Origin of the sequence: Sphingobium baderi (assembly GCF_001456115.1) — a bacterium.
Taxonomy (GTDB): Bacteria; Pseudomonadota; Alphaproteobacteria; order Sphingomonadales; family Sphingomonadaceae; genus Sphingobium; species Sphingobium baderi_A.
This window is the reverse complement of the sequence record NZ_CP013264.1, coordinates 1108246-1121030: the sequence shown is the minus strand read 5'-3', so window position 1 is coordinate 1121030 and position 12785 is coordinate 1108246. Positions and strand designations below refer to the sequence as shown.

The following is a 12785-nucleotide window of genomic DNA, read 5'->3' as shown; positions in this document are numbered from 1 at the left end:
ATGCGCGGATCGCAAAAATTATATCTATTGCTGGGAACCGGCTTGCTTGTCATGGCCACGACTGGCGCGGCACTTGCTCAATCCAGCGGGGAAAGCCAGTCACGGGCTCAAGAACCGGACCATGCCCTGGCCTCAACCGGATCGCTCGACGAGATTGTGGTGACCGCGCGTCGCTCGGCGGAAAGCATCCAGTCGACACCCGTTAGCGTCACCGCCTTTAACGCTGACATGCTCCGCCAGGCATCCATTCAGAACACCCAGGATTTGATCGTGAAAACGCCAGGCATCTTCCTGGCCGGGTCCGGCGGACGTGAAAACACGATCTACGCTATTCGCGGGCAATCCAAGGCGCTCTCGGGCAATAGCGCCCCCGGCGTGATCCCCTATTTCGCCGAGGTTCCTTCACCCGTTGTCGGTGCCGGCATTCCTACCTACGACCTGTCCTCGGTTCAGGTATTGAAAGGGCCGCAAGGAACCCTGTTTGGCCGCAACACCACGGGCGGCGCGATTTTATATTATCCAACGGCCCCCAACTATGAACTGGGTGGTTACATCCAGGGCGCATACGGAAATTATGACGATCGGCAGTTCGAAGGCGTGCTCAATCTTCCGATCGTTGCAAACAAGGTCGCGTTGCGCCTCAGCGGACAATATCAGAAGCGTGACGGCTATACCCGAACGATCGGCGTTGGACGCGACCCCGATAACGTCAACTCCCGCGGTTACAGGGCTTCGCTTCTGCTTGAGCCGGTGGAGGGGTTTACCAACACAACGATCTACGATTATTCGAGAAACCGAACGGCGGGCGATGCATCGGTGCTGGTCGATGTTGACAGAAACTCCCCGCTGCTCGCCACACTCGGCCTCCTTCAACCGATCGTGGATGTTCTGGAAGCCCAGCAGCGCCGTGGCCCGCGCGTTGTCGATACCGATATCGGGCAGTTCCAGAATGTATCACGCCGCGGCCTTACCAATCGCACGGAGATTGATCTGGCGGACGACATTCATCTCATCAACATCTTTGGCTATCGCCGTAACAAGCTCGATTATTTCGCGAGTTCCGATGGCCTGCCTACCATTGTGGCGGATGGCACAGGCGTTTTTCCAGTCGGCACGCCAGTCACCGTGGTCAATGGCCGCCAGACGCAGAATGTCCAGCAACTGAGTGACGAGGTCCAATTGCGTGGTGAGGCGATGGACGGCAATCTCGACTGGCTGGTCGGAGGCTTCTACCTGAAGAGCAAGCCCAAAGGACCGAGCGGCACCTATGTCCCGATCTTCACCATTCCCGGCATCACGGACGTCCCTTTCTCCTATAATTTCTACGACGAGACCAGCAAGGCCCTGTTCGCCAATATCGGGCTCAAGCTCGACTCGGTGGTCGAAGGCCTTCGTTTCAACGCTGGTTTTCGTTATACCTGGGACAAGATCGAGGCATGCGTCGGCAGCGGCGTCACCAGCAGGCCAGACGTCAAACCCGCGGACTGCGCGCGCGGCGCCTCAAACATCGTGAACGCAAGCGTCCAGAGAACATCATCCAAGGCACCGACCTGGACGATCGGCCTCGATTGGCAGGCGACGAAGGACGTGTTCTTGTATGCCGTCACGCGGCGTGGCTATCGAACCGGCGGCGTCAACAGCCCAACGCTGGCAGGCCGTCTCACGCCTTATCAATCGTTCGCGCCGGAAAAGGTCACTGATGTCGAAATCGGCGCCAGGACCGAATGGCGCGCCGGTGACGTCCGGGGACGGGTGAACGTGTCTGCCTTCTCCGGCTGGTACAATGGCGTGCAAATCCCGCTGTCAGGACTGGCGACGCCTGCGGCTGGCTGCAGCACCACAACGCCGGGGGGCACCGCGCCGGGGCTGTCACCAGACGGGGATTGCGATCCTGGCAACGATCCCACCGGCGGAACCCTGCTGGTCAATGCCGGTAAGACTCGAGTGAGCGGGATTGATTTCGATACGCTTGTTTCGCCGATACAGGGATTGTCGTTCACTGCGGCGGGAACATTGTTGGACACTAAAACGCGGGAATTGACGCTTCCGGCCGTATTGCGGCCCTACCTCGCATCCCCTGAGGTGCCGTTCAACCTGACGGCGAAGTTTACCTTCTCGGGCGGCGCTCGATATGCCGTAGAATTGGGCAGCGCCGGTGAACTGGCGGCGAGCCTGGACTATTACCATACCAGCAAAGTCCCTATTACCGACGTTAAACTGCCGGGCTACGACCTTTTCAACGGTCGGATTGATCTGAACAATGTTGGCGGCCTTCCCATGGATATTGGGGTTTTCATGCGTAATCTGTTCAACAAGAAATATTATGCCAGCGGCACTGTGACATCGGCACTGCTGGGCATCACCAGTGCGATATATGGTGAACCTCGCATGTATGGCGTGCAGCTTCGCTACCGCTTCGGAAGCTGATCGCCAAAACAGGCTAAGGACAATCGCGGTCGAAACCGTGTCCATATATCAACAGGCTTAACGTCGAGGCATTTTGGACCTGACGAATATGGGAGAGGGATAATATGATTGATGCCGAAAAGATCGTGCGCGATTTCTGCGCTGCCTGGGGTGAGGGCAAGATCGAGAAGCCCGACCCGGATATCATCGCCAGCTATTTCGCGACGGAAGGGGAATGGCACATGTGGGTGCCCGGCCAGGTCGTGCGGGGCCAAAAGGCAATCCATGCTGAAGTCAAACGCCAGCGTGAGTTCTCGACCTTCATGGAATGCGGGATCGTTAAATTAGTTTCTGCCGGATTGACCGTGATGACCGAACGCCTGGATTATTTCACGATGCACGGGGTCCGCGTCTCTCATGCCCTCGTCGCCGTTTATGATCTCGATGCAGAGGGCAAGATTGTGAGCTGGAGAGAATATTTCGATACAGCCGATCTGGGCAAGCAACTCGGCATGAAACCCGAAGCCGTCATAGCCGGCTAGCCTTGCCATGCGGGGCCGGGCGCCTTTCTATTGACGGAAGACCATCTCCCTCTCCTGCACATCGCAGCGTCGCGGACCCTGACCCATCAAAGGAGCCAGCATGAGCATCCCATCATCCAGGACCATTCACAGCTTCCTCGACGAGCAGACCCGGATCTTCAACGACAAGAGCCGCAAAGACGATTTCATGGCCCTTTACCGCCAGATCGCACCTGGCGGCTACTCGCTCGAATGGCCGGCAAATGGGGAGGTTTTCAAGGGTTGGGACCATCTCGATCGCATGTGGGAGGACGGCATCAACGTGCAATCCCGCCTTGTGTCCGCGATGGTCGCCAATGGCGAAGCCGCGACCTATTTCACGCACAAGCTGGTTCAGGACGGAAAGACCATCGAACTCGAGTCGATTGAAACATATTTGTTTCGGGAGGACGGCTCGCTGCATTCGCGCTTCTGGCCTCAGACACCTGACCTTTGAGCGGCTCGCTTCTTTGCTGACCGGAAATGGCAGCTCACTCGATGAAGGCGCGCTCTTCATCCGGGGACGGGGATGAACATGAACCATGCTATAGTTAAGGACGACATGACCGAACGGCTGACACGGCAGATCGAGCGGCTGGTGGGCGGAAGCGTGACGATGCTGGATCGGCAACCGCGATGGCGTACGAGCTGGTATGCGGAGGTCAGTCGCGATGATCGCACGATCCCGCTCTATGTCCGCGGCGACAAGGGAATCGACGCGGAGACATTTCCTGGCCTGGCGCGCGAGGCCGGGATTCTCCGGCTGCTTGAGCAAGGGGGCATTCCGGTGCCTCACGTCTATGGCATGAGCCACGATCCAGAGGGGATCATCATGGATCGCGTCCCGGGAACACGGGATGTCACCGAAGCAGCCAACGCCGCAGAAGCGCAGCGGATAGCCGAGGAAAGCGTCGAGATCCTAGCGCGCATCCACAGCCTGGACACCGCGCCTTTCGTCGCGGCAGGCGTGGTTCAGCCCCAGTCTCCAAGGGAGATCGCATTCTCCTATCTCACCCCGAACATAGCAATCTTTCGCCGGCTCAAGAAAACGCCGCAGCCGATGATGGAATGGGCTCTGCGTTGGGTAGAGCGAAACGTTCCGCAGCATCGCACCCGAACATGCGTTTTGCATGGCGATCCGGGGCAGTTCCTTTTCCAGAATGGCAAGATCACTACCCTGTATGATTTCGAGGCCACGCACATTGGCGATCCCATGCATGATCTGGCAGCGCTTAGGCTGCGACATCCGACCGAGCCTCTGGGCGCTGATCCTAATCATCTGGTTCGCCACTATGCCCGCACGACTGGAATGGAGATTGATCAGAAGGCGTTCAGCTATCACACCGCGACTTTCATGCTCGCTTCGTCCATGACGCTGGCTGCTCCCATGGCGAACCCGGGGCCGGTGGACATGCAATATGAATATATTGTGTGGGATATTCTATGCCGTCGGGCGCTGCTCTGGGCCATTGCCGAGCACATGGGCGTCACTATTCCCACGTCTGCTCCCCCCGAACCTGCGGACAGCCGCTCTCGGATCGTGTGGGAGATTCTGGAAGCAACGGTCGCCAGGATCGATACGGGAAACTCCGAGCTTGGCGAGAACGATAGGTGCTCAGCGGAGAAGCTGGTCCAATGGGCGCGAGCGGAAGCCGCGATGCGGCAAGAGCATGGCGCGGCCGATCTCGATCGTGCTGCCGCGTTCCTGGGCTATCGTCCTGCGGACTGGCGAGAGGCTGATGCCGCGGTTGAGAACTTCGTCCAGACAGCGGGGCCGGACCATGATGCGATCTTGCTCGACTATTTTGCGAGGCAGGTCGATGACCGCATGGCAGAGGCATTGCCGGCGCGGGAACGTCTCACGCAATATGCCTTGCAACCATTCGTGCCTTGACGGTGGTTCTGCTCTCACTCGTCATGCTGACAATATCCGAAATGATGGGTTCAGTTGTTTCAATGTTCATTTTGACATCGGGATATAATCTCACTGGATGATGCAGATGTCGAAGGCACGAAAAAATCCCAATCCTGACAAAGAGAGCGCAAATGATCGAAATTCCCACCGTCAGCGACGCGATGCGCCGTATCAATGCAAATATTGGCGATCTGGAGAATCCACGCGACCGTATCATGCTGGAAGTGTACCGCGATCACTGGATCGCCGAGGTTCGGAACGACCTTGCGGCAATCATGACAACATTGCCGGAGAAGGAAGTAACATACCGCTTTGACGGAATCGGACTTCTCATTCCCCATTACTGGGAATTCAAGACGACCGAAGAGGCCCGTTCCCTTTATCAGGGCGCAGCCGAAGGTGATCTGCCTATGGCAGGACCATTTATAGAAGAGCGCTGGGCGTTTGCCGACTGGGGCATGATGTTCGAGGGCATCAACACGGCGATCATCCGCGGAAAATCTCTTCACATTCAACCCTATCCGCTTGATCCGGAGGGGTATTATTTTATCCGATGGCGCTCGATGAGCAGCCATCCCATCGATGTGGAGCGCCGGCTGATGCTGGGCGAACATGTTTTCGGCGGCAAGCTGATGGATGTGACGGCGGTCGAACGCGATGCCGTAGACCGGATGCTCGCTTGATCTCACGCCCCAACTGCCTCGACAATATACCTGCTTCAAGGCAGGTGCCCCGCGCCGTCCCTGAACATGATCTGGCGGCCTGAAAAAGGAAAGCGGTGATGCGTGCAGTGCGCTTTCATGATTATAGCGGTTTGACCGGAGTCCGGATCGACCATATCCCAACCCCTCCGGTCGATCCGGGAGCGCTGCTCGTCCGCGTGCACGCCGCCGGCGTCAATCCCTTCGATCGCTACGCGGTCGAAGGATATGTCAATGCCTTCGTCTCCTTCACTCTTCCCGCGGTTCTGGGCCGTGATTTTTCAGGAGTCGTCGAAGCGGTCGGCAAGGAAGTCGCAGGGTTCCGGACAGGGGACGCCGTTTTTGGGCAGGCGGCGGCAGACGCGGAAGGGACATTCGCGGATTATGTGACGATCCCTTGCGACCGTGCCGCCAGGAAACCGGAGAAGCTATCACACATCGAGGCCGCATCTCTCCCCAATGTGCTGATGGCGGCGTGGGACGGACTGTTCTCGACGGCACGTGGCCTCGATGTTCAACCTGGGCAGACGATCCTTATCAACGGAGCAGCGGGCGGCATCGGCAGCGTCGCGGTACAACTCGCGCGATGGCGCGGAGCGCGGGTGATCGGAACGGCATCGGCGGGCAATCTCGATCTCGTCCGTCAGCTCGGCGCTGAACCGCGAGACTATGCGGCGTCCGACTGGCTGGACGATCTTGGCCAGATCGATGGCGTTCTGGATAGCGCGGACGGCAGCAACGCGGATACTCTCTGTGAAAAGGTGCGTTCCGGCGGCCGCTATGTCGCGCTCCGCGGCTTACCCTCTGCCGGTTTTGCGGAACGCTGGGCTGCCAAGGATATCGCCTGCCGTGTCGCGAGCGGCCCGGACAGTGCCGGCGCGTGGCCGGACATGGCGAAGGTGGTCGCTGAGGGAACCATCCGGCCGGTGGTGACGGCGATCTATCCGCTCGAACAATTCGGCGATGCGCTGGCTGCGCTCGGAAGTGGTCATGCGCGCGGCAAAACGGTGCTGGTCGTCCGGGACTGACAGCTTTTCAAGACTGGCTATTTGCGCTGAGGAAGGGCATAGGCAATGACATAGTCGCCGCCTTTCGTGCCCAGTCCGGGATGGCCACCCGCGGCGATGACCACGAACTCCCGCCCGGTGCGCGGCGAGCGAAACATCATCGGCGTCGCCTGTCCCCCAGCGGGCAGCCGCCCACGCCACAGTTCGCACCCGGTTCGCGTCTCGATGGCGCGAAGATATCGATCGTGCGTCGCGCCGATAAAAGTCAGTCCCGATGCGGTGGCGATCGATCCGCCGGTATTGGGAACCCCCATCGTGAACGGCAGTTGCGATCCCATCCCGAAGGGACCGCTGTCCCGCCCGGTGCCGAGCGGGCGGCTCCAGAGCAGCCGTCGGGATTGCAGGTCGACTGCCGCGATCATCCCCCAGGGCGGCTTCTGGCACGGTACGCCGATCGGTGAGATCAGGGGTTTCAGATCCGCTGCATAGGGGAGCCCTTCCTGCGCGACCGCCCCCGCCGCGCCGCCATGACTGTTCACCGAAAGCGGGACAATCCCGCGCCGCCGGGCGGCATCCCGCGTGATCAGTTGCACCAGATTGCCGACGCGGTTGCTGTTCACGATCATGATCCCGCGCGCGACGTCTATCGAAACCCCGCCCCAATTGATGCCGCCGCCATAGCCTGGATAGATCAGGCTCGGCCGGTCCAGTCCCGGTGGCGTCAATGGCCCGTCATATCGGGCGCGGCGGAAAGCGGCGCGGCACAGCGCCTGGTCAATCGGCGTCAGGCCCCACATGTCCGCCTCGGTCAGCGTCTCTCCGGCAAAGCTCGGCATTCCGCTGGAAAAGGGCTGCGTGGGCGCTGCCCGCTCACCGGGCACGGTGCTCCGGGGAACCGCGCGCTCCTCCACCGGGGCGATCGGTCGTCCCGTGCGTCGATCGAGCACGAAAATCTCGCCGCGCTTGGTCGGCTGGATCAGGGCGGGCACGCCATTGATGTCCGTCAGCGTGGGCTGGCTGGCGACGTCATAATCCCATAGATCGTGATGCACCGTCTGGAATACCCAGCGCACGGTTCCGGTCGCGGCATCCAGCGCCACCACCGCGCTCGAAAAACGATCGTCGAACGGTCGCCGGCTGGCGCCATAATAATCGGGCGTCGCATTGCCGGTCGGTACGTAGACCATGCCCAGGCCCTCGTCGACGCTCATCGGTGCCCAGCTATTGGGCGTCCCCGGCGTATATTGCTCTCCGGGTTGAGGCGGACCGCGGCGGTCCGGGCGTCCTGCATCGAAGGCCCAGGCAAGAGCGCCGGAATGCACATCGAAGGCACGGACCACGCCCGACGGTTCACCCACATATTGGCCGTCGACCACCCATCCGCCCACGACCGCGCGATTGCCGATGATCTGCGGCGGGGAGGTGACGAAATAATAGCCCTTGTCGACCCTGCCCAGCCCGGCGCGGAGGTCGACCGCACCGTCGATACCGAACCCGGCGCAAGGCCGGCCATTGCTGGCATCCAATGCGATCAATCGGGCATCCATCGTCGCGGTCAATATCCGCTCGGCGCATGGACCTGCGACATTTGGCTGGCGATGGTAGGCGACGCCGCGGCAGGATGCGATCGGCACACCCCGGCCATCGGCGTGCGCGCGAAAGCGCCACAATTGACGGCCACTGTCACCGTCGAGCGCGATCACGTCATTGTCGCCGGTGCACAGGAACAATCGCCCCGCCACCGCAAGCGGCGTGGTTTCCAGCGTGACGGGCGCCGCCACTGCCGAAGGACCGAAACGAAACGTCCATGCCGGCTCCAGCGCGGCGACATTCATGGGGCCGATTTGCCCCAGCGGTGAAAAGCGGGTGCCGCCAGCGTCGTTACCATAATGCCGCCAGTCGCCGGAGACCGCGGCACTGGCTCCCATCCCGTCCGGAACGCTTGGCTCTGCGCGCCACGCGCTCGCCTCAACCCAGACGACGCCCAGCAGCAAAACTCCGACCCCGGCGAGAACGGCGCCCCGGCGGCCGCGTGGCCAGACCCCTGCGAGAAACGGCAGGCCGAGGATGATCGGCATGCCCAGACGCGGCAACAGCGCCCAGGGCTCGAACCCCACTTCCCAAACTGACCAGATCAAGGTCGCCAGCAGAAAGATACCATAGACGACAGGCGCGCGGCCGCTACGCCGCCACACCAGCACGGCAGTGACGAGCGACACGAGCGCCGCCAGCATATACCAGGGCGATCCGCCCACTCGCGCCAGGGCTGTCGCTGGCCCGGCGAGCGCCAACCCGAATATGGCCAGCAACAGCGCATGAATCCGGCTTATTCCGATGCTCGCCCACCGCGAAGCCGCCGCCGTGCCACCAGCGGTCACTTGCAACATCCACCATTGGCGGACGCGTCGCTATGATCCCTTCGACGGCGCGCAGCACCTCGACAGCAGGGCGAAGTATATCCACTCGGTTCGGTTCTGGACATGCCCCTCCCCCATCGTCGCGCCCATCGGCCCGGCTTTATCTCCGGGGCACCGGTTTAAGCGGGCTGATTTCCGAACCACCTACCATGGGTCAGGTTGCTCATCTCCGGCGCGGACGGGCCGTGGGAACGGACGGTCGAGCGAGGATCATCCATGCGTGCCGGGAGCAGAACTCCAGCAAAGGATGCAAATTTCTCCGCCCTGCAATCATCAGCCCGGCAATGTCTTGATCCTGTTCTGGCCATCGACCGGCATCCGATGAACCGCCGAAAGATAGGTGGGGCGCCCGATGCGCCGGATTAAGCTGAACGCGCGAATATCAAAAAGACGGCGGATCATGGGAGATGGCATGGGCCTCGCTGAACAAGGTTGCGATCATGAGCGAAGCCGATGCCGCATCGTCAATTCATGGGGCGAGAGCGAGAGCCGGGCGGCTCTGTTCAACGGCGTGACCCGCAAGATACGCACAAGTGCTGAAACCGGCAGCTTTTAGGAGGAGAATGACGATGGGCCTGAAACAGGAAAACTATATCCGCGAATTCCACGCTGCCTGGGGCGATGGCACGGCTGAAACCAAGCCGGATGTCGAGAAAATCCTCTCCATGATGGCGGACGATGCCGAATGGCAGCTCTGGGTGCCCGGCGGCCCGGTCATCAAAGGCAAGGAGGCTCTCCGAAAGGAAATCGAGCATCAAAGCGTGATCGCCACCCATAACAAGTGCAACGAGGTGAATATCCTCTCCAGCGACACCATGGTCATGCAGGAACGCTCGGACACCGCCTACATCATGGGCAAATTCTGCCCGCATCAAATGGTCGCGGTCTATGAGCTGGACGGTGACGGGCGCATCCTCAAATGGCGCGAATATCTCGACATGGCCGATCTCACCAAAAAAATGGGCGTCACACAGGACTTCGCCGGAACAGAGGAACTCGGCGGCGCGTAACGGAAGGCGAGGCCGCCGGATGAGTCCGGCGGCCGCCAGTGCGGTGGATCAGCTAGACCGCGACGACCCGAACCGGGATCGACTTGGCAGCCGGGGTGCCGCTCATCCGATCATAATAATCGAGCGGCAGGAGTGGGTTGAGTTCCGGATAATAGCCCGCAACCGCACCGCGCGGCATCGGGTAATCGATGATGGTCAGCGCATCCACGCGCCGTCTCATCCCCTCGCCGCTGATCGTTTCGAGCGCGATTCTTGCCCCTGTTTCCAGTCCGCGAGCGATCCGATCCTCCTTGTTCATGAATAGGATCATCCGGTCGTTATATACGCCGCGATAGCGATCGTTATAGCTGTAGATCGTCGTATTGAACTGGTCGTGCGAGCGTACGGTCGCAAGCCGCAGCATCGCCGGATCATCGACCCGGTCATTCACGTCTAGGCCAGGCAGAGGCAGGAAATTGGCCTTGCCGTTTGGGGTCAGCCAGACCAGCCGCCGCGGCGCAACGTCGAGATGGAAACCTCTGGGCTCTTTGATCCGTTCGGAGAAGTCCGCATAGATCTCGGGATAGACGGCAGCGATCTTGTCGCGAATGAGGTCGTAGTCGTCGATGTAGCTCTCCCAGGGAATCTGGCTGTCCGGGAGCGCGGCCATCGCCATGCGGCAGACAATCTCGACCTCGGGTTTCAGGTCCGGGCTTGCCGGAGCGAGTACCCCGCGGGAAGCCGTGACGTTGGACATGGAATCCTCGATCGTCACGAACTGCTCGCCGCGCGCAGTCTCGATCCGTTCCGAGCGCGCGATGACGGGCAGAATGAGGGCGTCCCGCCCATGAACCAGATGGCCCCGGTTGAGCTTGGTGGCGATGCCGACGGAGAGCGAAAGCTTACGCATCGCTGCATAGGCGATATCCGTATCGGGCACGGCGCGCACGAAATTGCCGCCCATGCCGATGAAGACTTTGGCGGTGCCGTCGAGCATCGCCTCGACCGATTCCACGGTGTGATGACCATATCCGCGCGGCGGTTCGAAGCCGAACACGTCACGCACCCGGTCGAGATAGGCCTGGGTGGGCCTCTCGTCGATCCCGACGGTGCGGTCGCCCTGCACATTGGAATGGCCCCGGATCGGCGAGATGCCTGCGCCGGGCTTGCCGTAATTGCCCTTGAGCAGAAGCAGCCCCGCGACCTGCTGGAGAAGGCGCGATCCCTGCTGATGCTGGGTGAGGCCCATGCCATAGCAGATGATGGTCGCCTTCGAGCGGATGTAGATCTCCGCGCAGCGCCGGATCTGCGCTTCCTCGATGCCGGACGCTGCGACGATGTCGACCCAGTCGAGCGCCATGACCTCGTCGCGCACCGCTTCCATGCCGGCCGTATGCTGACGGAGGAAGTCGTGATCGAGGATCGTCTCGCCCTTCTCCTCGCGCTCGAACATGACCTTCATCATGCCCTTGAGGAGCGCAAGGTCGCCGCCGATCCTGATGTGCACGAACTCGCTGGCGATCGGCGTCGATCCGAAAGTCGCCATCTGCACCAAATCCTGCGGCTCGGTGAAGCGGATCAGCGCGCGTTCCGGCATCGGATTGACCGCCACTATCGGCACGCCACGTTTGCGGGCTTCCACCAGATTGGTCATCATGCGCGGCGCATTGGTGCCCGTATTATGGCCAATGACGAAGATCGCCTCGGCATGCTCGAAGTCCTCGAGCACGACAGTACCCTTGCCGACCCCGATCGCAGGCGGCAGGCCGCGGCTCGTGGGTTCGTGGCACATGTTCGAGCAATCCGGGAAGTTGTTGGTCCCGAACTGGCGGACGAAGATCGAATAGAGGAAGGCCGCTTCATTCGGCGTGCGGCCCGACGTATAGAACTCCGCCTCGTGCGGGGTGTCGAGCGCGCGCAGATGCTTGCCGATGAGCGCGAAAGCCTCGTCCCAGGAGCAGGGAACATATGTGTCGCTCGCGGCGTCGTAGCGCATCGGCTCGGTCAGGCGCCCCTGCATTTCAAGCCAATAATCCGATTTCTCCATAAGCTCGGCGACGGTATGCCGGGCGAAGAATTCACGCGTGACGCGGAACTTGGTGGCTTCATGCGCGAGCGCCTTTGCGCCATTCTCGCAGAATTCGAGGGTCTTTTTGCAGTCCGCATCCGGAAAGGCGCAACTCGGGCATTTGAAGCCGCCTGGCTGGTTCATCGCGAGGAGCGCGCGCGATCCCTTGGTGACGACGCTCTGTTCCAGAAGAACCTTCGCAGTGGCCGCAGCCGCGCCCCAGCCACCGGCCGGGTGATCATATGCCTTATAACGGGGCTGTTTTTCGACCATTCCGGTACGCTCCAGAGGCTGGGACAGAGCGTGAGAGGCTACACCTTCCAAACCCGCTGTTCCACGGATTTTGCGGCTCGGACTCCCGTTGAAGCTCGGCAACCATGGCGCGCCACCTCGCTTCGAGCGCCGTGATCATCGACCAGACGAACTGCCCAACATCCATCCGCCGGTCGACATGCTCCGCTATCGCCAAGGCTACGCGCCTGGAATGAGTTGCCCCGCCTCTATCATTCGGGGGGCAAATGAGAGGCGGGACAAAAGGCTTACGCCCCATGCTGGGGATTGTTCCTCCTGGAAGCGGCGCAAGCGCCCTATCTGGCGGCGGGTTCAATCCAGCGCGATATGCCGAGCAATGGACCAGCTTTCTATTTGGCGGATTTTTTGCCTTGCTATTATATGCGCCATCAGGCCGCACAGCGTTCGTATGGAAGAGGGGGGATACAGGA

At 60.9% G+C, this 12785-nt stretch carries 10 protein-coding genes; 8 read left to right on the top strand and 2 right to left on the bottom strand.

Annotation, left to right across the window (positions count from 1 at the left end; translation table 11 throughout):
• Positions 1-51 precede the first annotated feature (51 nt).
• From ATN00_RS05540 to ATN00_RS05515, 6 genes are all read left to right on the top strand, one after another.
• On the top strand, positions 52-2427 hold the full coding sequence (locus ATN00_RS05540; protein ID WP_231746395.1) for a TonB-dependent receptor: 2376 nt from the start codon (positions 52-54) through the stop codon (positions 2425-2427).
• Positions 2428-2531: 104 nt separating this feature from the next.
• Positions 2532-2948 carry a limonene-1,2-epoxide hydrolase family protein gene (locus ATN00_RS05535; RefSeq protein WP_062063055.1) on the top strand — a complete coding sequence of 139 codons (417 nt, stop codon included), beginning with the start codon at positions 2532-2534 and terminating at the stop codon, positions 2946-2948.
• A 100-nt stretch (positions 2949-3048) separates the two neighbouring features.
• Positions 3049-3423 carry a hypothetical protein gene (locus tag ATN00_RS05530; RefSeq protein WP_062063054.1) on the top strand — a complete coding sequence of 125 codons (375 nt, stop codon included), beginning with the start codon at positions 3049-3051 and terminating at the stop codon, positions 3421-3423.
• 78 nt (positions 3424-3501) lie between these two features.
• Complete coding sequence (locus ATN00_RS05525) at positions 3502-4860, top strand: phosphotransferase family protein (protein WP_197413674.1); 1359 nt, start codon at positions 3502-3504, stop codon at positions 4858-4860.
• Between the two features lie 152 nt (positions 4861-5012).
• Positions 5013-5564 (top strand): hypothetical protein, encoded by a 552-nt coding sequence (locus ATN00_RS05520; RefSeq protein ID WP_062063051.1) that lies wholly within the window; start codon positions 5013-5015, stop codon positions 5562-5564.
• A gap of 98 nt (positions 5565-5662) precedes the next feature.
• Positions 5663-6610, top strand: a complete 948-nt coding sequence (locus tag ATN00_RS05515; RefSeq protein WP_062063049.1) for an NADP-dependent oxidoreductase — start codon at positions 5663-5665, stop codon at positions 6608-6610.
• Between the two features lie 17 nt (positions 6611-6627).
• Here the strand turns inward: ATN00_RS05515 and ATN00_RS05510 are convergent, their stop codons facing one another.
• A complete protein-coding gene (locus ATN00_RS05510) occupies positions 6628-8967 on the bottom strand; it encodes a membrane-bound PQQ-dependent dehydrogenase, glucose/quinate/shikimate family (RefSeq protein WP_231746394.1) in 2340 nt (779 codons plus the stop codon).
• A gap of 451 nt (positions 8968-9418) precedes the next feature.
• Between ATN00_RS05510 and ATN00_RS23335 the strand changes: the two genes are divergently transcribed.
• A complete protein-coding gene (locus tag ATN00_RS23335; RefSeq protein WP_156415229.1) occupies positions 9419-9562 on the top strand; it encodes a hypothetical protein in 144 nt (47 codons plus the stop codon).
• A 7-nt stretch (positions 9563-9569) separates the two neighbouring features.
• Entirely contained in the window at positions 9570-10016 is a 447-nt protein-coding gene (locus ATN00_RS05505) for a limonene-1,2-epoxide hydrolase family protein (RefSeq protein WP_231746393.1), read from the top strand.
• A gap of 52 nt (positions 10017-10068) precedes the next feature.
• On the opposite strand, the gene ATN00_RS05500 is transcribed toward ATN00_RS05505, so the two are convergent.
• Complete coding sequence (locus tag ATN00_RS05500; RefSeq protein ID WP_062063040.1) at positions 10069-12336, bottom strand: FdhF/YdeP family oxidoreductase; 2268 nt, start codon at positions 12334-12336, stop codon at positions 10069-10071.
• Positions 12337-12785: the final 449 nt, after the last annotated feature.